Origin of the sequence: Pseudomonas sp. Z5-35 (genome assembly GCF_051131945.1) — a bacterium.
GTDB lineage: Bacteria > Pseudomonadota > Gammaproteobacteria > Pseudomonadales > Pseudomonadaceae > Aquipseudomonas > Aquipseudomonas marvdashtae.
Genome location: NZ_CP071640.1, coordinates 4,927,354 through 4,950,911 on the forward strand (window position 1 = coordinate 4,927,354; position 23,558 = coordinate 4,950,911).

At 60.4% G+C, this 23,558-nt stretch carries 19 protein-coding genes and 2 tRNA genes; 4 read left to right on the forward strand and 17 right to left on the reverse strand.

The window, feature by feature from the left end:
• Positions 1–120: 120 nt before the first annotated feature.
• The 10 genes from J3P95_RS22605 to rnr form a co-directional block, all read right to left on the reverse strand.
• Positions 121–579, reverse strand: a complete 459-nt coding sequence (locus tag J3P95_RS22605) for a hypothetical protein (protein WP_434579588.1) — start codon at positions 577–579, stop codon at positions 121–123.
• A complete protein-coding gene (locus tag J3P95_RS22610; RefSeq protein WP_434558859.1) occupies positions 576–1,493 on the reverse strand; it encodes an NAD synthetase in 918 nt (305 codons plus the stop codon). Before J3P95_RS22610 ends, J3P95_RS22605 begins: the two co-directional genes overlap by 4 nt.
• A 346-nt stretch (positions 1,494–1,839) precedes the next feature.
• A complete protein-coding gene (locus J3P95_RS22615) occupies positions 1,840–4,140 on the reverse strand; it encodes a YgiQ family radical SAM protein (RefSeq protein ID WP_434558861.1) in 2,301 nt (766 codons plus the stop codon).
• Between the two features lie 115 nt (positions 4,141–4,255).
• A complete protein-coding gene (dnaB, locus tag J3P95_RS22620) occupies positions 4,256–5,653 on the reverse strand; it encodes a replicative DNA helicase (RefSeq protein WP_014336312.1) in 1,398 nt (465 codons plus the stop codon).
• Positions 5,654–5,770: 117 nt separating this feature from the next.
• Entirely contained in the window at positions 5,771–6,217 is a 447-nt protein-coding gene (rplI, locus tag J3P95_RS22625; RefSeq protein ID WP_003186385.1) for a 50S ribosomal protein L9, read from the reverse strand.
• Between the two features lie 18 nt (positions 6,218–6,235).
• Positions 6,236–7,129 (reverse strand): hypothetical protein, encoded by an 894-nt coding sequence (locus tag J3P95_RS22630; protein ID WP_186610740.1) that lies wholly within the window; start codon positions 7,127–7,129, stop codon positions 6,236–6,238.
• A 36-nt stretch (positions 7,130–7,165) separates the two neighbouring features.
• On the reverse strand, positions 7,166–7,396 hold the full coding sequence (rpsR, locus tag J3P95_RS22635; protein WP_002551829.1) for a 30S ribosomal protein S18: 231 nt from the start codon (positions 7,394–7,396) through the stop codon (positions 7,166–7,168).
• Between the two features lie 28 nt (positions 7,397–7,424).
• On the reverse strand, positions 7,425–7,853 hold the full coding sequence (gene rpsF / locus J3P95_RS22640) for a 30S ribosomal protein S6 (protein ID WP_025211554.1): 429 nt from the start codon (positions 7,851–7,853) through the stop codon (positions 7,425–7,427).
• A gap of 226 nt (positions 7,854–8,079) precedes the next feature.
• Positions 8,080–8,844, reverse strand: coding sequence for a 23S rRNA (guanosine(2251)-2'-O)-methyltransferase RlmB (gene rlmB / locus J3P95_RS22645; protein WP_434579587.1), 765 nt, complete (start codon positions 8,842–8,844; stop codon positions 8,080–8,082).
• Positions 8,841–11,459 carry a ribonuclease R gene (rnr, locus tag J3P95_RS22650; protein ID WP_434579586.1) on the reverse strand — a complete coding sequence of 873 codons (2,619 nt, stop codon included), beginning with the start codon at positions 11,457–11,459 and terminating at the stop codon, positions 8,841–8,843. The genes rlmB and rnr overlap by 4 nt, the downstream gene beginning before the upstream one ends.
• A gap of 225 nt (positions 11,460–11,684) precedes the next feature.
• Between rnr and J3P95_RS22655 the strand changes: the two genes are divergently transcribed.
• From J3P95_RS22655 to J3P95_RS22670, 4 genes are all read left to right on the forward strand, one after another.
• Positions 11,685–11,771: transfer RNA gene (locus J3P95_RS22655), tRNA-Leu, on the forward strand.
• Positions 11,772–11,948: 177 nt separating this feature from the next.
• Positions 11,949–12,035 (forward strand) — tRNA-Leu (locus J3P95_RS22660).
• A gap of 202 nt (positions 12,036–12,237) precedes the next feature.
• The gene (locus J3P95_RS22665; RefSeq protein WP_434579585.1) at positions 12,238–13,248 is read left to right on the forward strand and encodes an extracellular solute-binding protein; all 1,011 of its coding nucleotides are present in this window, start codon (positions 12,238–12,240) and stop codon (positions 13,246–13,248) included.
• Positions 13,248–14,801: an ABC transporter permease gene (locus J3P95_RS22670; protein ID WP_434579584.1), complete on the forward strand. Its 1,554-nt coding sequence runs from the start codon at positions 13,248–13,250 to the stop codon at positions 14,799–14,801. Before J3P95_RS22665 ends, J3P95_RS22670 begins: the two co-directional genes overlap by 1 nt.
• 82 nt (positions 14,802–14,883) lie before the next feature.
• Here J3P95_RS22670 and J3P95_RS22675 read toward each other — a convergent pair whose 3' ends face one another.
• From J3P95_RS22675 to hfq, 7 genes are all read right to left on the reverse strand, one after another.
• A complete protein-coding gene (locus J3P95_RS22675) occupies positions 14,884–16,818 on the reverse strand; it encodes a methyl-accepting chemotaxis protein (RefSeq protein WP_434579583.1) in 1,935 nt (644 codons plus the stop codon).
• Positions 16,819–16,968: 150 nt separating this feature from the next.
• Entirely contained in the window at positions 16,969–18,261 is a 1,293-nt protein-coding gene (locus J3P95_RS22680; RefSeq protein ID WP_039592540.1) for an adenylosuccinate synthase, read from the reverse strand.
• Between the two features lie 55 nt (positions 18,262–18,316).
• A complete protein-coding gene (locus tag J3P95_RS22685; protein ID WP_434579582.1) occupies positions 18,317–19,504 on the reverse strand; it encodes an ATP phosphoribosyltransferase regulatory subunit in 1,188 nt (395 codons plus the stop codon).
• Positions 19,505–19,824: 320 nt separating this feature from the next.
• Positions 19,825–20,694 (reverse strand): protease modulator HflC, encoded by an 870-nt coding sequence (gene hflC / locus J3P95_RS22690; RefSeq protein WP_018610083.1) that lies wholly within the window; start codon positions 20,692–20,694, stop codon positions 19,825–19,827.
• Complete coding sequence (hflK, locus tag J3P95_RS22695; RefSeq protein WP_186615632.1) at positions 20,694–21,866, reverse strand: FtsH protease activity modulator HflK; 1,173 nt, start codon at positions 21,864–21,866, stop codon at positions 20,694–20,696. Before hflK ends, hflC begins: the two co-directional genes overlap by 1 nt.
• 85 nt (positions 21,867–21,951) lie before the next feature.
• On the reverse strand, positions 21,952–23,253 hold the full coding sequence (gene hflX, locus J3P95_RS22700; protein WP_434558873.1) for a ribosome rescue GTPase HflX: 1,302 nt from the start codon (positions 23,251–23,253) through the stop codon (positions 21,952–21,954).
• Between the two features lie 12 nt (positions 23,254–23,265).
• On the reverse strand, positions 23,266–23,526 hold the full coding sequence (gene hfq / locus J3P95_RS22705; protein WP_003186419.1) for an RNA chaperone Hfq: 261 nt from the start codon (positions 23,524–23,526) through the stop codon (positions 23,266–23,268).
• Positions 23,527–23,558: the final 32 nt, after the last annotated feature.

Below are 23,558 nucleotides of genomic sequence, written 5' to 3' on the forward strand. Positions count from 1 at the left end.
TGCAGGCAGGTCGGACACTTTCTACTTCTACTCAAGGCAGTAGAGCACTAAAACCGCGCGATGCCTGTATTGATCTGCACAGGCCGCACATAAATGCGGCGCAGGCGCCGGCGGATCGACTCAGCGGCGCGGGCGCGAGGTCTTGGCGGACTTGATGATGCGTTCGCGTTGGTGGCGGATCTCCACGAGCTTGCCGCGCATTTCTCGGTGTCGCTTGCTGTTGAGTAACAGCAATCCCAGCAAGGGAAACAACAATCCAGTTATATAGGCGATGGGGTGCGGGTTATAGCCGTAGGTGGGAAGGACAGTGAAAAGGCACACCAGATAGAACACAACAATGCTACGAACACCCCAAGTTCGTCCTCTGATCATGACGAAATGACTCAACGCCAAAAGCAGGGATAGCATCAAGGCAATCAGAAAAGAATATTTTCCCCGTTCAGGATCGCCTCGAAAATAAGTACTTGAGGCCAATGAAATCGAAGCGGACAAGGCAAAACAGGCTAGAAAGAAAGCGCAGATGAAGGTCGGGAAATAGTGCGCAAGGAACGCGTTCAATGAATGCTTGCGATCCATCATTCAATTTCCTCATACAGCCCCACGGCGATGGTCTTCAGATTTCCAGACAAGCTACTGCCCGTCAGGCCGATAGCAGCCCCCAGAGAATCGCGAATCTGGGTCACGGTTGCATGGTTAATCTGAGTGGCCGTGAAACGCTTTGCTAGCGTCCCCGAACGTTGTCGAAGCTTTAACAATTTATTCGTCAGGCTTGGGTCCTTCAGCGTCAACAATTCTTTGGTCAATGCCTTTCGTTGTTGTCGGGTCAAACCTTTTGAAAGCTCATACCAACTTTTGCCGGTCGAGACTTTCCTGGCTTGCAGAAGTTTGAGCGTGGTTAACGTAGACGCTCCAGCCCCCAACAGCGATGCAGCATCCAGCACAGGCATCGCGTAGCGATACCAATCCTCACTGTCCATATCATCGTTAGCTGATGGATCGTTGAGCTCGTTGTACGTTCGCATGCCTCCAACCACGCACTGTGCCGTGCTCGCGGAGGCGGCAGTGACCCCAATGGCTGTGACGACCAAGCTAGCCCCAGCAGTAAACGGAACTGCAATAGTGCCGCTGAACACCACAATCCATCCCAAAATGGCGCCAGCACAGGATAACGTCGTATTGACGGCCTCCCCTACCAAGCGAGACTCACGCGGGTTGTTCGTTACCTGGTCAGCAAACTGAGCCGGTGCAATATATTTCTGCGCCTCGCGCAAGATGATCCGCTTGGGCTTGATGCTGCAAATTGGCTTGAACTCACGCAACGTCACTACGTTGAATTCAGCGTCGATGTACACCACACCCGCGCCGACAATGCCCGGATCGGCATCAATGGCAGCGAACAGGCGCGGCAGGTTGATCAGGCTTTCGATGCGGCGGCGGGCCATCATCTGGGAGATGCTGTTGTCCATGCCGATGCCCGGCAAAGGAGTACTCATATGAATCGTCCTTGAGAATCGATGGGTGAGACTTTAATTGTCTGTGTGGGCCCCACAGGGTATCGGGATCGACACTGAAACCCGTGGCGAGGGAGCTTGCTCCCGCTGGGCTGCGAAGCAGTCCCAAATGAACTGGCGCAATCTTTCAGGCAGACCGCGCCAGCCGGTCTACGACGGCTTCGCCGCCGAGCGGGAGCAAGCTCCCTCGCCACAAAGGCTGTGTCCGGTTTGATTGCACTTAATTGACTGACATCGCCGGTCGCCACGATAACAAACGGCCAGCACCCTCGCTAGAAAGCAAAACGCCAGCACTCAAGGCTGGCGTTCTACGTTGTAGCTCTGGCGATCAGCGCGGCACGACTGGCTTGCGTGCGGGCTTGGGTCCTTTGCCCTTCGCCGCGTCCTTGCGCTCCTTGGCGGCCTGCTGGTTGCGGGCAAACGCGGCGGCCTTGGCTTGTTCGCGCTTGTCCCAAGGATTGCCGCCGTCGCTCGCGCGCGGAGGCAAACCGGTGTGCTGGGTCAGGATCTTGGTGGTTTCCTTGGCCACCTTGTGGCTGCCGGCCGGCGTCGAGTTCTTGCGACGAGCACTCTGGTAGCTGTCGGTGGCCGGCTGGTGCAATGGAATCAGCTGGTTCTTGCCCGGTCCGATCAAGTCGGCGCGGCCCATGCGGGTCAACGCTTCGCGCAGCATCGGCCAGCCCTTCGGGTCGTGATAGCGCAGGAAGGCCTTGTGCAGGCGGCGTTGCTCCTCGCTCTTGACGATAGTCACCGCATCACTCTTGTAGGTGACCTTGCGCAGCGGGTTCTTGCCCGAGTGGTACATGGCGGTGGCGGTGGCCATTGGAGACGGATAGAACGCCTGCACCTGGTCGGCCCGGAAGCCATTGCCCTTGAGCCACAGCGCCAAGTTCATCATGTCTTCGTCGGTGGTGCCCGGGTGGGCCGCGATGAAGTACGGAATCAGGTACTGCTCTTTCCCGGCTTCCTTGGAGTACTTCTCGAACATCCGCTTGAATTTGTCATAGCTGCCAATGCCCGGCTTCATCATCTGGTTGAGCGGACCTTCCTCGGTATGCTCCGGCGCGATTTTCAAGTAGCCGCCGACGTGGTGGGTCACCAGCTCCTTGACGTATTCCGGCGATTCGACCGCCAGGTCGTAACGCAGGCCGGAGGCAATGAGGATCTTCTTCACCCCAGGCAGTGCCCGTGCGCTGCGGTACAGCTGGATCAACGAAGAGTGGTCGGTGTTCAGGTTCGGGCAGATGCCAGGGAACACGCAGGACGGCTTGCGGCACGCGGATTCAATTTCTGGGCTCTTGCAGGCGATGCGATACATGTTCGCGGTCGGGCCGCCGAGGTCGGAAATGACCCCGGTGAAGCCCGGGACCTTGTCGCGGATCTCTTCGATCTCGCGAATGATCGACTCTTCGGAACGGTTCTGGATGATTCGGCCTTCGTGCTCGGTGATCGAGCAGAAGGTGCAGCCGCCAAAGCAGCCACGCATGATGTTCACCGAGAAACGGATCATCTCGTAGGCCGGGATCTTCTCCTTGCCGTATGCCGGATGGGGGATACGTGCGTAAGGCATGCCGAACACGTAGTCCATTTCTTCGGTGGTCATCGGAATGGGCGGCGGGTTGAACCAGACGTCGACGTCGCCGTGCTTCTGTACCAGGGCGCGGGCGTTGCCCGGGTTGGTTTCCAGGTGCAGGACTCGGTTGGCGTGGGCGTAGAGCACCGCGTCGCCACGAACCTTTTCCACCGACGGCAGGCGAATCACGGTCTTGTCGCGGGTCATTCTCGGGCTGGCCAGGATTTGCACGACCTTGGCTTCGCTCGGGTCCTCGACCTGCCCCTTCTCCTGCTCGATGGCGCAGGCTTGGGTATCTTGGGTGTTGACGTACGGGTTGATGATCTTGTCGATCTTGCCCGGACGGTCGATGCGCGTGGAATCGACTTCGTACCAGCCTTGCGGCGTGTCACGGCGGATAAACGCGGTGCCGCGCACATCGGTGATGTCTTCGATCTTGTGGCCATAGGACAGCCGCTGGGCGACTTCGACAATCGCCCGCTCGGCGTTGCCGTAGAGCAGGATGTCGGCGCAGGCGTCGATCAGGATCGAGTTGCGCACCCGGTCCTGCCAGTAATCGTAATGGGCGATGCGGCGCAGGGAGGCTTCGATGCCGCCGAGTACGATCGGCACGTGCTTGTAGGCTTCCTTGCAGCGCTGGCTATAGACCAGGCTCGCACGGTCCGGCCGCTTGCCGGCCAGGCCACCTGGCGTGTAGGCGTCATCGGAGCGGATTTTCTTGTCGGCGGTGTAGCGGTTGATCATCGAGTCCATGTTGCCGGCCGCGACGCCGAAGAACAGGTTGGGCTCGCCGAGCTTCATGAAGTCGTCTTTGGACTGCCAGTTCGGCTGGGCAATGATCCCGACGCGAAAGCCTTGGGCTTCCAACAGCCGGCCGATGATCGCCATGCCGAACGACGGGTGATCGACGTAGGCATCACCGGTCACGATGATGATGTCGCACGAATCCCAGCCAAGCTGATCCATCTCCTCCCTGCTCATCGGCAGGAATGGCGCTGGCCCGAAACATTCGGCCCAGTACTTGGGATAGTCAAATAACGGCTTGGCTGCTTGCATGTCGATGACCGGTATAGAAGATGAAAAATCGCGGGCGCGGAATATAGCACAAAATTTGACCAATTGTGGCGAGGGAGCTTGCTCCCTCGCCACAAAGGCGGATTAAGCGGATAGGTTATTCGTCGTCATCAAAATTGTAGCTGCCCGGCGCCAGGTTCTCGAAGCGCGTGTACTTGCCTATAAACGCCAGGCGGATGAAACCAATCGGACCGTTCCGCTGCTTGCCGATGATGATTTCGGCGATGCCCTTGTGCTCCGTTTCCGGGTGATACACCTCGTCACGGTAAACGAACATGATGACGTCGGCGTCCTGCTCGATCGCTCCGGATTCCCGCAAGTCGGAGTTCACCGGGCGCTTGTTCGGGCGCTGTTCCAGGGAACGGTTCAACTGCGAAAGGGCAACGACTGGGCAGTTGAATTCCTTGGCCAAGGCCTTGAGGGAACGGGAAATCTCGGAAATCTCGTTGGTGCGGTTGTCGCCGCTAGAGCCGGGGATCTGCATCAACTGCAGGTAGTCGATCATGATCAGCCCGACCTCGCCGTGCTCACGCACCAGGCGGCGGGTTCGGGCGCGCATCTCCGACGGACTGATACCTGCGGTATCGTCGATGAACAGCTTGCGGTCGTTGAGCAGGTTCACCGCCGAGGTGAGGCGCGGCCAATCGTCGTCTTCCAGCTGGCCGGAACGGACCTTGGTCTGGTCGATACGCCCAAGGGACGAGAGCATACGCATGATCAGCGATTCGCCTGGCATCTCGAGGGAGTACACCAACACAGCCTTTTCACTGCGCAGCACGGCGTTTTCCACCAAGTTCATCGCAAAAGTGGTCTTACCCATGGATGGACGGCCGGCGACGATGATCAGGTCGGATGGCTGCAGGCCGCTGGTTTTCTCGTCGAGGTCGGTGTAGCCGGTGGACAGGCCGGTAATGGCGTTGTCAGTGTTGAACAAGGTGTCGATGCGGTCGATGGCCTTGGTCAGCAGGTCGTTGACGCTGACCGGGCCACCGGTTTTTGGCCGGGCCTCGGCGATCTGGAAAATCTGCCGCTCGGCTTCGTCGAGAATCTCAGCGGCGGTGCGACCTTCCGGGTTGAACGCACTGTCGGCAATCTCAGTGCTGATGCCGATCAACTGGCGCAAGGTCGCCCGCTCGCGCACGATCTGGGCGTAGGCCTTGATGTTGGCGACCGACGGCGTGTTTTTCGCCAGTTCGCCGAGGTAACCGAGGCCGCCGACCTGGGATGTCTGGCCTTCCTTGTCCAATTGCTCGGCCAGGGTCACGACGTCGATCGGCATGTTCTGATCGGCCAACTTGGCGATCGCACGGAAAATCAGCCGGTGGTCATGCCGATAGAAATCGCCGTCGGAGACTTGATCGAGCACACGTTCCCAGGCGTTGTTGTCCAGCATCAGGCCACCGAGCACGGCCTGTTCGGCCTCGATGGAATGCGGAGGCACCTTCAGGGCAGCGGTTTGCAGATCGTATTGCTCGGGGGCGGTGATTTCGTTCATGGCCACGTCTGGTTATGAAAATCAGGAATTGCAGAAAGACAAAGGGCACGACCTGTAGACAGGATCGTGCCCGATGTTACCGACAAGCACCCGAGGGTACCAGCCGACAGGTGTTGCTTAAGCTGCTACCACGACAACGCGTACGGTGGCTTCAACTTCGGCGTGCAAGTGCACGGCTACGTCGAATTCGCCTACGTTGCGGATGGTGCCGTTCGGCAAACGAACTTCGCTTTTCGCCACTTCAACGCCGGAGGCGGTCAGTGCGTCAGCGATGTCGTGAGTACCGATCGAACCGAACAGCTTGCCTTCGTCGCCAGCGGTGGCAGTGATGGTCACTTCCAGCTCGGCCAGTTGGGCAGCACGGCTTTCAGCCGATGCCTTACGGTCTGCGGCGGCTTTTTCCAGCTCAGCGCGACGCTCTTCGAACGCAGCCAGGTTGGCAGCGGTCGCAGCGGTGGCTTTGCCGAAAGGCAGCAGGTAGTTACGGCCGTAACCAGCCTTAACGTTTACTTTATCGCCCAGGTTGCCCAGGTTGGCGATTTTTTCCAGAAGGATCAGTTGCATGTGAAAATCCTCTAACTTTTAACCTTCACCGTTCGCGTTGTCGGCGTCTTTCGGCGCCATACGACCGCGAAAATCAATCAGGCTGTCGACGATGGCCAGGACCACCAGCAACGGATAGATCAGCTGCATGAACAGCAACAACGTGACGTACAACCCCACCAGCCAGAACCTGGCCAGTCGCTTTTGCGCCACCAGCCCGTGAATCAGGGCCAGTGCGGCGAACACCAGCGGTACACTGCACAACGGCGTGAGCATGGCCATCTGCGGACCGAAGTTCGGCCCCAGAAGCATGCCCGCCAGCAGCAACATCGCCAGTCCAAGCGGGAAGCGGATGGCGCGAAACTCGCGACCAAAACCACCCGGGTTATACAACAACGCCTGCCAGTAGCGCCCGATAACCAGGCTCAGCACACTGACGATCTGCAACAAGGCCGCAATCAGGCCGGTCAGGACGGGGGCGATCAGGGACGCGAAACGCGCCTGCTCCTCTACCGACATCTTCTGGTAGAGATCACCGAGCGCCTCGGGCAGGATTTTTATCAAAGCCTGCGACAGCATCTCGATCTGGGGTGCGAAAGCCACCCCGAGCACCACTGAAAACACCACGCCTATCGCTATGCTGACCAGCAGCACGCGGTTCCAGGATTCGCTGGCGCGCAATACCAACGCCAGCGCCGAAGACCCCAGCAACACCATGAGTGCGCGCGGGTCAGCGGAATACATCCACCAGAGCAAAGCCGGCAGAAGCCCCAGAGCAAGAACGCCCAAGGCGTCCTTCAATCCGCGCCGCAGGAGTACAAGACTACCCGCGGCAGCACCCAACCAGTACAACAACGGCAATGCCGCACATCCAGCCACTACCAGAGTGGCCTGCACACGTCCCCGCATGATGAAGTCAGCTAAGGCGCGCATGCATTCAATCCCTTACCACTTGTCGACTGCCCGGTCTCAGCGGCCGTGGCTGTCGGTGTAGGCCAGCAGGGCCAGGAAGCGGGCGCGCTTGATAGCGGTGGCCAGCTGACGCTGATAACGAGCTTTGGTACCGGTGATGCGGCTTGGAACGATTTTGCCGGTCTCGGATACGTAGGCTTTCAGAGTGTTGAGATCTTTGTAATCGATCTCCTTCACGTCTTCAGCGGTGAAGCGGCAGAATTTACGACGACGGAAGAAACGTGCCATGTGATTGGCTCCTTAAAAGGTCCGTGGATTACTCGTCAGCGTTATCGCTGTTGTCGCTGTCGCTATCGCTGTCATCGCCTTCGGCGCTGTCAGAGTGCTCAGGACGGTCGCGACGCTCACGGCGCTCACTGCGGTTTTCTTCAGCCTTGAGCATCTCGGATTGGCCGGTGACGGCTTCTTCGCGACGGATGACCAGGTTACGGATCACTGCATCGTTGTAGCGGAAGTTGTCTTCCAGCTCGGCCAGGGCCTTGCCAGTGCACTCAACGTTCAGCATCACGTAGTGAGCCTTGTGAACATTGTTGATTGCGTAGGCCAGTTGACGACGGCCCCAATCTTCCAGACGGTGGATTTTGCCGCCGTCTTCTTCGATCAGCTTGGTGTAACGCTCAACCATGCCGCCGACTTGCTCGCTTTGATCCGGGTGGACCAAAAAGATGATTTCGTAATGACGCATGAATGCTCCTTACGGGTTGTAGCCTGCCGCTCAAAAACGGTCAGACAAGGAGTGAATGACACTTATGGACTTGAGGACGCTAGACACATAAGTGCCTGCCATCACAGCAAGGGGCGCAATTGTAGAGAAGGGCTCAAGGCGGCGCAAGGCAAATGAACAGCCGCAAGCAGCGAGCGACAAGCGGCAAGCTGATACCGCGATCAGCTCTGAACTTGCCGCTTGAAGCTTACAACTTGCGCGAAGCGGCTGTTTTGACGCCACGCTGGCGCTGGGCCTCGAACAGGCAGACACCGGTCGCGACCGAAACGTTGAGGCTGCTGACGCTGCCGGCCATCGGCAGCTTCACCAGGTAGTCGCAATGCTCACGAGTCAGGCGACGCATGCCCTTGCCTTCGGCCCCCATGATCAGGATGGTCGGGCCCGTCAGGTCCTGGTCATAAATGCTGACTTCGGCCTCGCCCGCCGTGCCCACGACCCACAAGCCGCGTTGCTGGAGTTTCTCCAGGGTGCGCGCCAGGTTGGTCACAGCCACCAATGGAATCACTTCCGCCGCGCCGCAAGCGACTTTACGCACCACGGGCGTCAACGTCGCCGACTTGTCCTTGGGCACGATCACCGCCAGCGCGCCGGCGGCATCTGCCGAACGCAGGCAGGCACCGAGGTTGTGGGGGTCGGTCACACCGTCCAGCACCAACAACAGGGGCGCGCCTTCGGTTCGGTCGAGCAGCTCGTCGAGCATCGCTTCGCCCCAGACCTGGCTCGGGCTGACTTCAGCCACGACGCCCTGGTGCACGCCTTCGACCCAGGCGTCCATCTCACGACGCTCAGCCTGGCCGACCGCCACGCGATTTTCGCCGGCCAATTCAATCAGGGTCTGCACCCGCGGATCGCTACGCCCCTCCGCCAACCAGATCTGCTTGACCCGCTTGGGGTGGTGACGCAGCAGCGCTTCCACGGCATGCACGCCGTAGATTTTCTCCAACTGACTCATGACTTGGCCTTGGGTTTACGCGCCCCGCCACTCTTGGCTGGGGCCGAGCCTGCTTTCGGCGGGCCTTTACGATGCTTGCTCGGTTTGCTGGTCGCCTTGTCCGGGGCCGACCTTGCGGCCTTTCCCCCAGACGACGCTTTACCGCCGTTCTTGGCTTCGGTCAGCAACGCCTGCTTCATTTCACGACTTTTGCGCAGCTCGGCGTTTTTCGCCGCTGCATCGCTCGGGCGATAGGCTTCGGCGGCCTTCTCCTTGGCCGGACCGCGACGCCCGGACTTGGACGGTGCTGGTTCGGCGGCGGTCTTGGCCGCAGGCGTCGCGGTTTCGGCACCGCGCTTCTTGCGACCAATCGGCGCGCTGATGGTTTTCTCGGCCATTTCGAAGTCGATCTTGCGCTCGTCAAGGTCGACGCGCATCACGCGCACTTCAACGGTGTCGCCAAGACGGAAGCTGCGGCCAGTGCGCTCGCCCGCCAGGCGGTGATGCACGGGGTCGAAGTGGTAGTAGTCGCCTGGCAGCGCGGTGACGTGCACCAAGCCTTCGACGTAGATATCGGTCAGTTCGACGAACAGGCCAAAACCGGTCACGGCGGTGATCACGCCCGGGAACGATTCACCCACGCGATCCTTCATGTACTCGCACTTGAGCCAGTTCACTACGTCGCGAGTCGCTTCGTCGGCACGCCGCTCACTCATCGAGCACTGCTCGCCGAGCTGCTCCAGGGCTGCTTCGTCGTACGGATAGATGCGAGCCTTGGGAATGGTCATCGCGCCGGCACGCTTGACGTGCGGAGTGTCCATCTTCGAATGGATGACGCTGCGGATCGCCCGGTGCGTGAGCAGGTCGGGATAACGACGGATCGGCGACGTGAAGTGGGTATAGGCTTCGTAATTCAGGCCGAAGTGGCCTTGGTTATCGGCGCTGTACACCGCCTGGCTCAGGGAACGCAGCATGACGGTCTGGATCAGGTGGAAGTCCGGGCGATCCTTGATACTGGCCAGCAGGGCTTGGTAATCCTTCGGCGAAGGGCCGTCCTTGCCTTTGTGCAGGGACAGGCCCAGCTCACCGAGGAACGCTCGCAGTTTTTCCAGGCGCTCAGGCGGCGGACCGTCATGGACCCGGTACAGCGCAGGAATCTCGTGCTTTTTCAGGAATTCAGCGGTAGCCACGTTGGCCGCCAGCATGCATTCCTCGATCAGCTTGTGTGCATCGTTGCGAACGGTCGGACGGATTTCGGCGATCTTGCGCTCGGAGCCGAAGATGATCCGGGTTTCCTGGGTTTCGAAATCGATCGCCCCCCGCACATGACGTGCCGCCAGCAACACCTTGTACAGCGAATAAAGCTGCTTGAGATGCGGCACCACATCGGTGTACTCGCCACGCAGCTTGCGCGACTCGGCCAGCTTCGGCGTTTCCAGCATCGCGCTGACCTTGTTGTAGGTCAGGCGGGCGTGGGAGTGAATCACCGCTTCATAGAAGCAATAATCGGTCATCTCGCCGGACTTGGAGATGGTCATCTCGCAAACCATAGCCAGGCGATCGACTTGCGGGTTCAGCGAGCACAGCCCATTGGACAGTTGCTCTGGCAGCATCGGCACCACGCGCTCGGGGAAGTACACCGAGTTGCCGCGCACCTGGGCTTCGGCGTCCAGCGCCGAGCCGAGCTTCACGTAGCTGGAGACGTCGGCAATCGCCACGTACAATTTCCAGCCACCGGAGAACAGGCGCAACTTGCCTGGCCTGGCTTCGCAGTAGACGGCATCGTCGAAGTCCCGTGCGTCTTCGCCATCGATCGTCACGAACGGCAAGTGGCGCAAGTCGATGCGCTTCTCCTTGTCTTTCTCCTCGACTTCCGGCTTGAGCTTGGCGGCCTCTTTCAGGACCGCCTCAGGCCAGACGTGGGGAATGTCGTATGTGCGCAGGGCAACGTCGATCTCCATGCCCGGCGCCATGTAGTTACCGACCACTTCCACGATATCGCCTTGAGGCTGGAAGCGCGGGGTCGGCCAGTGGGTAATCTTTACTTCGACGAACTGACCGACCTGAGCGTTGGCGTTGCGGCCCGGAGTGACCAGGACTTCCTGCTGGATTTTCGGGTTGTCCGGAATGACAAAACCGATACCGCCTTCTTCGAAATAGCGGCCGACGACTGTTTCGTGGGCGCGGGACACCACTTCAACGATCACGCCTTCGCGGCGCCCACGACGGTCCAGGCCGGATACGCGGGCCAGTGCACGGTCACCATCGAACACCAGGCGCATCTGCGCCGGACTCATGAACAGATCGTCGCTGCCATCGTCCGGAATCAGGAAGCCGAAGCCATCACGGTGGCCAGCGATGCGGCCCAGGATCAAATCGAGCTTGTCGACCGGGGCATAGGTGCCACGCCGGGTATAGATCAGTTGAGCATCGCGCTCCATGGCACGCAGACGGCGGCGCAGGGCTTCGAGCTGATCCTCGGTGGTCAGGCCGAACTCTTCGACCAGTTGCTCGCGGCTAGCAGGCGACCCCCGATCGGCGAGGTGCGCCAGGATCAGTTCGCGGCTAGGAATAGGGTTTTCATATTTTTCCGCTTCACGAGCGGCCTCGGGATCGAGGGACTGCCAATCGGCCATTAGAGAGTTTTCACCTTGTCTATATGCGGGTTAGTTTGGCATAGGCGTAATGAAACGGGAAATTTCAAGCGTCAGATGCCTTTTCTAAAGTCTTTTGACCGACCTTTAAAGCCCCGGATCGCACCGCTCGTGAAATTTAACGGTTTTTTTGCTCGCAGGGGTTTACAGTTAAAAACACGCTCCGTATAGTGCGCGCCATCGACGACAACACATGTTGTCGATACTGCCCAGATGGTGAAATTGGTAGACACGCCAGCTTCAGGTGCTGGTGACCGCAAGGTCGTGGAAGTTCGAGTCTTCTTCTGGGCACCAATTCAAAGCTTCGAGGTTTCGTGCCTTGAGCCTCTCAAAAACCCGCGAAAGCGGGTTTTTGCGTTTCGCCCCACTGGCTTTCCGTTTTGGCAATTATCAAAACAAAAACAGGGGTTTACAGATCAAAACGCGCTCCGTATAGTGCGCCACATCAACAGCGGCAACGCTGAAGATGCTGCCCAGATGGTGAAATTGGTAGACACGCCAGCTTCAGGTGCTGGTGACCGCAAGGTCGTGGAAGTTCGAGTCTTCTTCTGGGCACCAATTCAAGCTTCAAGGTTTCTAGCCTTGAGCCTCTCAAAAACCCGCGAAAGCGGGTTTTTGCGTTTCCGGGCTTAGCGCCCCCCCTCCCTGACAATCTGCCAGACAAACCAGACTCCCCACTTATCGTCAAGACGCACATGAGAAACAATATCGTTTATCATTGTTACAAGTTTTTGCTACACGACAGTGAGGAACCCCGCGAATGATGTTTCGAACCACCCTGCGCCGCACCCTGGCCTTCACCCTGCTCAGCCTGACCCTCGCCACGCCCCTCACCGAAGCCGCCAACAAAGTGGAGCTGACCCTCTACAACGGCCAGCACAAAGAAGTCGGCGACGAACTGGCCAAGGCCTTCGAAGCCAAGACCGGTATCCACGTCAACGTGCGCAAGGGCAGCAGCAACCAGCTCGCCAGCCAAGTGGTCGAAGAAGGTGAGCGCTCCCCAGCCGATGTGATCTACACCGAAGAATCGCCGCCGCTGAACAAACTCGGCGAGCAAGGCTTGTTGGCGAAGATCGACGACGCGACCCTCAACGTACTGCCCAAGGACTATGTGGCCCGCGATGGCGCCTGGATGGGCGTGACCGCCCGCGTGCGCGTGGTCGCCTACAACCCCAAGCTGATCGACGAAAAAGACCTGCCGAAAACCGTCCTCGATTTCGCCCAGCCGCAATGGCAGGGCAAGGTCGGCTTCGTACCGACCAGCGGTGCGTTCCAGGAACAAGCCGTCGCCATTATCAAATTGCATGGCAAGGAAGCAGCCGAAGAATGGCTCACCGGGCTGCGCGCGTTCGGCAAGGTCTACAGCAACAACATGGTTGTCCTCAAGGCCGTGGAGAACGGCGAAGTGGCAACCGTGCTAGTGAACAATTACTACTGGTTCGCCCTGCAGCGGGAAAAAGGCCAGCTCGACTCCAGACTGCACTATTTCACTGGCGGCGACGCCGGCGGCCTGGTCACCGTCTCCAGCGCAGCTGCGCTCAAATCCAGCAAACACCCCAAGGAAGCCCAACAATTGCTCGCCTACATGGCCAGTGAAGAAGGCCAGCGCGTGATCACCCAGACGTCCGCCGAATACCCGCTGCACAAGGGCATGACGTCGGATCGCGGCCTCAAGCCTTTCAATGAGCTCGAACCACCGAAAGTCACCCCGGCCGACCTTGGCAACGCCGAAGAGGCACTGGAGCTGGAACGTGAAGTCGGCCTGAACTGATGACGCCTTCGCTGACTGCCGGCAATTACGTTCCACGACGCAAGCGCCCGTCGATTGGGTTGCTGCTTCCCGTCTTGCTGCTGGTGCTGCTGAGTGCTCTGCCGCTGCTGTACGTCACCGCAAAAGCCTGGCAAGCCGGCTGGACCGAGGCGCTGCATCTGCTATGGCGACCGTACGTGTTCGGCCTGCTGCGCAATACCCTGGCGCTGATGATCGGCGTCACGCTGGCCTGCGGCGTCATCGGCCTGTCCCTGGCCTGGCTGCTGGAGCGCAGCAACCTGCCGGGCCGCCGGGCCTGGGGCGTCATTCTGTGCCTGCCGTTCGCGGTGCCAGCGTTTGTCAGCAGCTTCACCTGGGTCTCCCTCAGCGCCCAATTCGAGGGACTGGGCGGGGCGATCCTGGTGATGACCCTGTCCAAATACCCGCTGATCTTTCTTCCCGTGGCAGCAACCCTGCGCAACCTCGACCCCTCCCTCGAAGAGTCCGCGCGCACCTTGGGGCAGAATCGCTGGGGCGTGTTCTTTCGCGTCACCTTGCCGCTGCTCTGGCCTTCGCTGCTGGCTGGCTCATTGCTGATTGCCCTGCACATGCTGGTGGAGTTCGGCGCGCTGTCGATCATCGGCCTGCAGACCTTTACCACAGCGATTTATCAGCAATTCGAGCTGGAATTCAGTAACGCCAATGCCGCCATGCTGTCGGCCGTGTTGTTGGCGCTGTGCCTGGTCCTGCTGTGGCTGGAGTTGCGAGTGCGCGGTAGGGGCCGTCATGTGCGCACCGGACAGGGCGCGGCGCGACAGCCCGAGCAAGTGCGACTCGGCGCCTGGGCAGTACCCGGTCAGTTGTATTGCCTGGCATTGACGGTCATTGGCAGCGGTATTCCGCTGGGGATGTTGGCGTACTGGCTGGCGGTGGGTACTTCCGCCGCATTTCCGGTGGCCGAAATCGGCGAGGCGCTGCTGTCATCGCTGGCGCTTTCACTTGGCGGCGCTGCGCTCTGCCTGATACTGGCGGTGCCGGTCGGCCTGCTCGTGGTACGTCATAAGGGTCGCCTGGCGCTATGGGCCGAACGCCTGCCCTACTTGCTGCACGCCCTGCCAGGGCTGGTGATCGCCCTGAGCCTGGTGTATTTCGCCCTGCATTATGTACCGGCGCTGTACCAGACTTCAGGTCTGCTGCTGATTGCCTATGCGCTGCTGTTCCTGCCGCTGGCCCAAGCGCCGGTGCGTACCGCGCTGAACAAGGCTGCGCCGCAGCTGGAAGAGGCCGCGCGAACATTGGGAGCTTCGTCGTTCAGCGCGTTCTGTCGCGTGACCCTGCCGATCATCTTCCCGGCGCTGGGTGCGGCGTTCGCGCTGGTGTTCCTGGATGCGATGAAAGAGTTGACCGCCACGCTGCTGCTCAGCCCCACCGGGCTCAACACCTTGGCAACAGCCGTATGGGCACATACCTCAAATGTTGAGTTCGCAGCAGCTGCGCCTTATGCGGCGCTATTGATCCTGGTGTCGGGGCTGCCGGTTTATCTGCTGACGACGCGGATGTATCTGAGCCGCTGAAACGGCCATCGCAAGCAAGCTCGCGCCACAAGACAACCCTGTGGGCGAGCTTGCCTGCGAAAGGCCAGGGCAGGCTTTTCGATCAAGCTCTGAACTGCCCCAGGCTCGCTTTCAACTGCGCCGCCAAGCTGTCCAGCACCTTGCCGCTGGCAGTGGTCTCGACCACGGCCTGGGCGGCTTTTTCGGCCTGGACATGAATGGTTTCCACTCGGCTGCGCACCGCTTGCGCGCCTTGGGCTTGATGCGCCGCTGCCTGGGTCGCCAGGCCGATGGCCGCATGGACCTGCTCGACGGAGGCCTGCACCGACTGCTGCAACCGCGCGCTGTCACGCAGCACCAACAAACCCTCGCTGGCCTGGCGCCCGGCCTGGCCAATCGCAGCCACTGCTTCACGCGCACCCTGTTGCAAGGCCACGATATGGGCCTGGATGTCGCCGGTCGAACTCTGGGTCTTGCTCGCCAGCGCCCGCACCTCATCCGCCACCACCGCGAACCCACGTCCGGTTTCCCCGGCCCGCGCCGCCTCGATGGCGGCGTTCAAGGCCAGTAGGTTGGTTTGCTCGGCGATACCATGAATCACGGTCAGCACCACTTCGATCTGCTCGCTCTGCTGGGCCAGCCGCTCAATGACTTTCGCCCCGGTGTCGACCTGCCCGGCCAACGCCTCGATCAAACCACCCACCTTGGCCGAGGTACGGGTGTTTTCGTCGGTAGCCTTGCGAATCTCCACCACCTGCTGCAAGGCCGCCTGCATTGCATGGCTTTCCGACTGCGCTTCGTCGGCCATTTGCGACAGCGCCCGCAGGCTCTCGGCCACTTCATCACGCTGCATCCCCGCGGCCTTGTCGGCACCGGAGTTGCGCAAGGTCATCGCGCCAATTTCCTGGCCAGTGCGCTGGGCCACGTCCCCGGCTTCGCGGACGATCGGTTGCAACTTGTCGACGAAGCGATTGACCGCCGAAGCCATGTCGCCGATTTCGTCCTTGCTGTTGATCTGCACACGCTTGGTCAGGTCGCCCTCACCCGCCGCCAGGTCGTTCATCGCAGCAATCAATAACTTCAAGCGATTGACCACCCGGCGCCCCAGGACCACAGCCAGCAACACCAGCACGCCAAAGCCCACCAGCGCCAGGCCCAGGCCGATACGCCAGCGCAAGGTTCCTGCGGCCTCTTGCACGGTAGCGGCGGTGTTGGTCTGCATTTGCGTAGCGGTAGCCTGCGCCGAACCCAGGCGGCCGCGCATGGCGGCGGCGCTGTCGGCAGCGGCTCCCTTGAGGCTGTCGCCCACCAGTTGGTCGCTGCTGGCAATCAACGCAGCAAAGCGTTGGTCGAGGGCCTTCAGATCGGTCTCGACGGAGGCCGTCGACACACCCATCAATACCTTGCCGATTTCCACGCCGTTGGGGTTGATCGAAGCTTCGAGGTAATACACGGACGGATCGTTCTTCGCCGCATCCAGCACTTTGTCCAGCGCTCGCTCGCCCTTGCCCTTTTCCAGCAAGGCCTTGTTGATCGGGTTCTCGCGGTTCAGGTAGCGCGTAAGGTGTTCACCGGCGGCGTCGTCATAAATGACAAACAGCACGTTGGGATTGCGCTGCGCCCGGCGGGCGAATTCAGACAGGGTCGGCACGTCGCTGTCCCACATGGCGCGGGGAGCGACCGAAGCAAGAAGCTGCGCCATATCATTGGCGGACTCCTTGAGGCTTTTCTCCAGCGTCGTGCGCAATTGCGCCTGCTCGTCTTTCAATCGCGTGGACAAACCGGCGGTAAGGCGTTGCCGGGTGCTGGCCGACAAGCTGTCCAGGCTTGAGGTGACTTCACGCCCGGCCTGCTCCAGTTCACCAGACAATTTTTGACTGTCGCCCCCCAGCCGAGCGTTTAGATCGGCCTCCAGCGCGGTGACCGTGCTTCGGGTCAGCGCAACGGCGACCAGCACTTGCACCAAAAGGGCGATACCGAGAGTAACGAACACGGGCCGCAGCAGACGGCTTTGTAACAGTGAGAGAACGGCCGACACAGGAGAATCCCTCTACTAACGCCATTAATTTGATAGCACTCGTATAGATGTGCCGGTAATGGAGTTGCATAGCAAGTGTCGTGCCGCGCGGACGGCAGAAACGACAAAGGACCCTAACGAGGGTCCTTTGTGTTTTACATCAACGGCTTATCAGCCGAATGGATGACGCAGAACGATGGTTTCGTTACGGTCCGGCCCCGTCGAAATAATGTCGATCGGCGCACCGACCAACTCTTCGACACGCTTGATGTAGTTGCGAGCCGCTACAGGCAGCTCTTCCAAGGTCTTGGCGCCTACGGTCGATTCGGTCCAGCCTGGCATCTGCTCATACACCGGCTCGAGGCCGATGTAGCTGTCGGCGTCGGTCGGTGCGTCGATGACAGCGCCGTCCTGGTTCTTGTAGCCCACGCAGATATTGATGGTTTCCAGCCCGTCCAGTACGTCCAGCTTGGTCAGGCACAGGCCCGAGATGCTGTTGACGTCGATGGCGCGACGCAGGATGACGGCATCGAACCAGCCGCAACGACGGGCGCGACCGGTGGTAGCGCCGAACTCATGGCCGCGCTTGGCCAGGAAGGCACCGACATCGTCGAACAGCTCAGTCGGGAACGGACCCGAGCCGACGCGCGTGGTGTAGGCCTTGGTGATGCCCAGGATGTAGTCCAGGTACATCGGGCCAAAACCCGAACCGGTGGCGATGCCGCCCGCGGTGGTGTTGGAGCTGGTGACGTACGGGTAGGTGCCGTGGTCGATGTCCAGCAACGAGCCCTGGGCGCCTTCGAACATGATGTCCTTGCCGGCGCGGCGCAACTCGTGCAGCTCGGCGGTGACGTCGAGCATCATCGGCTTGAGCAGCTCGGCGTACTCCATGCACTCGTCCAGGGTCTTCTGGAAGTCGATGGCCGGCTCTTTGTAATAGTTGACCAGGACAAAGTTGTGGTAGTCCAGCAACTCGCCCAGCTTGGCGGCGAAACGCTCGCGGTGGAACAGATCACCGATGCGCAGGCCGCGACGGGCGACCTTGTCTTCGTAGGCCGGGCCGATGCCGCGACCGGTGGTGCCGATCTTCAGCTCGCCACGCGCCTTTTCACGGGCCTGGTCCAGCGCAACGTGATAGGACAGGATCAGCGGGCAGGACGGGCTGATACGCAGGCGCTCGCGCACCGGCACGCCCTTCTCTTCCAGCTTGATGATTTCCCGCAGCAGGGCGTCGGGCGCAACCACCACGCCGTTGCCGATCAGGCACTGCACACCTTCGCGCAATACGCCCGACGGGATCAGGTGCAGGACGGTTTTCTCACCGTCGATCACCAACGTGTGACCAGCGTTGTGGCCACCTTGGTAGCGCACTACGGCGGCAGCATGTTCGGTCAGCAGATCAACGATCTTGCCTTTGCCCTCATCACCCCACTGGGTGCCCAGGACTACGACATTCTTACCCATAACACTTGTCCTCATTCGCGCAAACTTGGTGCCGGCTGATGGCCGGCAGGAAAACTCAAGAAGCCAGCGGCAATACTTGCCAAAGCCCGTTCTGCTGAATCAATTGCCGGTCGCAGTCCGCTTCACGGGCGGCGGCCAAAGGTTGCCCAGGCAAGGCCTGGACAACACGCTGCCCCTCACTGCGCAACTGGCAGACCGTCTGCCAGAGTGCCGCATCCGTACTGTCAGGCATCCAGATACCGCCAGACGGTAGCTCGATTTCAGCACGCCCCAGGGTCACCAGGGTTTTCAAATCGGTAGAAAAACCGGTCGCCGGACGGGCGCGACCAAAGTCAGCACCGATGTCGTCGTAGCGACCGCCCTGGGCGATGGACTGGCCAACACCCGGCACGAACACGGCGAACACCACGCCGGTGTGGTAGTGATAACCGCGCAACTCGCCCAGGTCGAAATACAGCGGCAACTCGGGGAAGCGCACCGACAAACGATCGGCAATCGCCAGCAAATCGTCCAGTGCCGCCAACACCGGCGCCGGAGCACGGGCCAAGCGTTCACGGGCCGCAGCCAACACTTCACGGCCGCCGCACAGATCCACCAACGCACGCAACATGCCGGACAACTCGGTCGGCAGGCCTTCGGTCAGGCTGACAACTTCGTCGATGGCCTTGCGCTGCAGCGCGTCGAACAACTGCTGCTCCACTTCGCCGGACAAACCGGCCGCACGGGCCAGGCCACGATAGATGCCGACATGCCCGAGGTCCATGTGGACATCCGGCACGTCAGCCAGTTGCAGCATAGCCAACATCAGGCTGATGACTTCTACGTCACTGCTCGGGCTGGCGTCGCCATACAGCTCGGCGCCCAGCTGGATAGGACTGCGCGAAGACGACAAGGCACGCGGCTGGGCATGCAGGACACTGCCGGCGTAGCACAGCCGGCTGGGGCCTTCGCGGCGCAGGGTGTGGGCGTCGATGCGCGCCACTTGCGGCGTGATGTCGGCACGAAAGCCCATCTGCCTGCCCGATTGAGGATCGATAACCTTGAAGGTGCGCAGGTCCAGGTCCTGGCCCGCGCCGGTCAGCAGGGATTCCAGGTACTCGATATGCGGGGTAACGACGAATTCGTAACCCCAGCTCTGGAACAGATCCAACACCTGCCGACGCGCAACTTCAATACGCGCAGCTTCCGGCGGCAGTACTTCTTCGATGCCATCTGGCAGCAGCCAGCGGTCTACCGTTGCCATTACGCCATTCCCCTATGGTCCGGGCGGCCAGCCTCAGGCTGGCCTTGAGTGAAGCAGAAAATGCCGGCGCCATGCGAAGATCCGCAAACCACGCGCAAGGGCGACGTGACGAATGGCCCTGGATCGGCCTCGCCAAGCACTTTCCTCGAAAAACCTGTCGAGTCGTTCAACCCGACGCCTGCACCTATAACCGCAATCAAACGTGCAGACGCAAAAAAGCCGGGAATTTCCCGGCTGCCGCATCATACACACGTTTTCCGAAAGGATCACCCCGCCCGACGTTTTAGCCGCCGGGCGGAGTGCTTCAGGTCAACGTCGCATCAAGGCTTGGACTTTTCCAGGTAGTGGAAGAAGTCACTGCTTGGGTCGAGGACCAAGACGTCGGATTTGTTCGCGAAGCTTTCACGGTAGGCACGCAGGCTACGGTAGAACGCGTAGAACTCCTGATCCTGACCATAAGCCTTGGAGTAGATCGAAGCGGCCTGGGCATCACCATCACCACGGACCTCTTCCGATTCACGATAGGCTTCTGCCAGTAGCACGCGGCGTTGGCGATCGGCGTCGGCACGGATGCCTTCCGCCAGCTCGTTACCCTTGGCGCGGTGCTCGCGAGCTTCACGCTCACGCTCGGTGCTCATGCGCTCGAACACGCTGCGGTTCACTTCCTTCGGCAGGTCGATGGCCTTGACCCGGACATCGACGACTTCGATACCCAGCTCTTTTTCCGCCATCGCGTTCAGCGAACGGGTGATGTCAGCCATGAGCGCATCACGCTCACCGGACACCACTTCGTGCAGGGTGCGCTTACCGAACTGGTCCCGCAGGCCCGATTCCAGACGACGTGACAGACGCTCGTCGGCGATCTGCTTGAGGCCGGAGGTCGCGGTGTAGAAACGCTCGGCATCCTTCACGCGCCACTTGGCGTAGGCGTCGACCATCACCGCTTTCTTTTCCAACGTCAGGAAACGCTGCGTCGGTGCATCCAACGTCATCAGGCGAGCGTCGAACTTGCGCACCTTGTTGACGTAAGGCACTTTCACATGCAGCCCCGGCTGAACATCAGCCTGGACCACGCGACCGAATTGCAGCAACACCGCCCGCTCGGTCTGAGCCACGATGTAGAAGCAGTTCCAGGCAGCGATCGCCACGACGACACCGACAATAAGGGCGATCAGCGATTTATTGCTCATCAGCGACTCTCCCTGGTACGTGCTTGCTGTTGCTGCAGATCCGCCGCCGCGCGTGCATTGGCTTCATTGCTGGCGGCTGCCGCGCTGGTCGGCGGCGTGCTGGTGTTGCGACCGCTCTCGACCATCTTGTCCAACGGCAAGTACAGCAGATTGCTCTGGCCGTTCTTGTTGCCGGTCACGAGGACCTTGCTGGTGTTGCTGAAGACTTCCTGCATGGTGTCCAGGTACAGACGCTGGCGGGTCACTTCAGGGGCCTTGCGATATTCGGCTACCAGTTTGGTGAAGCGATCAGCCTCACCCTTGGCGCGGGAGACCACTTCGTCGCGATAACCGTTGGCATCCTCGATGATGCGCTGGGCCTGACCACGGGCTTCCGGCACGACGCCATTGGCATAGGTTTCAGCCTGGTTGCGCGAACGCTGCTCGTCTTCACGGGCACGGATCACGTCGTCGAAGGCTTCCTGGACTTCACGCGGTGCCGCTGCGCTCTGCACGTTGACCTGGGTAACGGTGATACCGGTGCGATAGGTGTCGAGGAAGCGCTGCAGGCGTTCCTTGATTTCGCTGGCCATCAGTTCACGACCTTCAGTCAGCACCTGGTCCATGGCAGTGGAACCCACCACGTGGCGCAAGGCACTTTCGGTCGCGTGCTGCAGGCTGATCTCCGGCTGGTCGACGTTCAGCACGAAGTCCTGCAGGTTGGTGATCTTGTACTGCACGGTCAGCGGCACCTCGACGATGTTCTCGTCTTCGGTCAGCATCTGGCCCTGCTTGGTGTAGGCACGCTCACGCGTGACGTTCTCCATGTACTTCTGATCGATCGGTGGGAAGTAGATGTTCAGGCCCGGGCCTACGGTTTCGTAGTACTTGCCAAAGCGCAGCACCACGGCCTGCTCCTGCTCGTCCACGACATAGACCGCGCTGTACAGCCAGACAGCCGCGAGCACGACAAGACCGATGCCGAGCAGGCCGAAACCTCCACTCTTGCCCGGACGGCTGCCGCCATCGTCACCGCGTTTCTTACCACCACCGAACAAACCGTTCAGGCTTTCCTGCAGCTTGCGGAAGGCCTCGTCGAGATCCGGTGGTCCCTTGCGGTCGCCGTTGTTACGACGCTTGCCGCCCCAGGGATCCTGGTTATTCGAGTTGCCACCCGGCTCATTCCAAGCCATAGCGCTCTCCATCTGATAAAGCAAAGACGCGCCCACGGCGCGCCGGCCAATGCTACAGAATGCCTGACACAGCTTTCTCAGGCTTTTATTGCAAAGTGTGTTGCTCGATGAATTCCATCGGTTGCAGCCCTTCACGACTGACCAACCGGTTCAGTTCCGCCCGAGGCAGGCGAACGGCCAGCAGGCAGACGCCATCTTCATCATGTTCTTCTTTCTGCACCGCGCCCAACTCGAAGAACTGGGCACGCAGCCGGGCAAAACGCTGCGGCAGCTTCAGGGTGCCGACGAACAAGTCATCGCCCAGCAGCTCCGCCACGGCCTGCTTGAGCAGGTCCAGGCCACTGCCATCACGAGCTGACAGCCAGACCCGTTGCGGCTTGCCGTCGGCATCACGCTGGATCTGCGGCTCCACGCCCTCGAGCAAATCGAGTTTGTTGTATACCTCGAGGATCGGCAAGTCCTGGGCCCCGATCTCGCCCAGCACGATCATTACCTGCTCGATCTGCAGCATCCGGTCCGGCTCGGCGGCATCGATCACGTGCAGCAGCAGGTCGGAGTTGCTCGACTCTTCGAGCGTAGCCCGGAAAGCCTCGACGAGTTTATGCGGCAGGTGACGGATGAAGCCCACGGTGTCGGCCAGCACGATCGGCCCGAGGTCAGCCAGGTCGAGCCGGCGCAAGGTCGGGTCGAGCGTGGCAAACAACTGGTCGGCGGCGTAGACGTCGGATTGAGTGACGTTGTTGAACAAGGTCGATTTGCCGGCGTTGGTATAACCCACCAGTGAAACCGTCGGGATGTCCGCCCGCTTGCGACCACGACGCGACTGCTCGCGCTGGCTGCGGACTTTTTCCAACCGCCCCTTGATCTGGCGCAGGCGAACCCGCAACAGGCGCCGGTCGGTTTCCAGCTGGGTTTCACCCGGACCACGGAGGCCGATCCCGCCTTTCTGGCGCTCAAGGTGAGTCCAGCCGCGGACCAGCCGCGTACTCATGTGTTCAAGCTGGGCCAGTTCGACCTGGAGCTTGCCTTCATGGGTACGTGCGCGTTGGGCGAAGATGTCGAGAATCAGCCCTGTGCGGTCGATTACGCGGCACTCGAAGACACGTTCGAGGTTGCGCTCCTGACTGGGCGTAAGGATGTGATTGAAAATCACCAGATCGATGTGCTCGGCCTTGACCAGGTCGCGCAACTCCTCGACCTTGCCACTGCCGACCAGGAACTTGGCGGTTGGCCGATGACGCGGCACGTTGACAAACGCGACGGTCTCGGCTCCGGCCGAAATTGCCAATTCCTGAAACTCCTGCGGATCTTCGCGCGCCTCAGGGTCCTGTCCTTCCAAGTGAACGAGAATAGTCCGCTCACCACCACCGTGGCGCTCAAAGAACAAAGGAGGCTCCTATCAAGCGTTACCCGGTTCAGCGTCACCGCCTTCGGATTCGGTTGCACTAGGCAGACGAATCGGGCGAACCGGTACTACTGTCGAGATAGCGTGTTTGTAGACCATTTGGCTGACGGTGTTCTTCAGCAGGATGACGAACTGGTCGAAAGACTCGATCGTGCCTTGCAGTTTGATCCCGTTGACCAGATAGATGGACACCCCAACTTTTTCTTTACGTAAAGTGTTCAAGTAAGGGTCTTGTAGCGAATGCCCTTTTGACATGTGCCGCACTCCTTTAAGGATCAATTATAAAA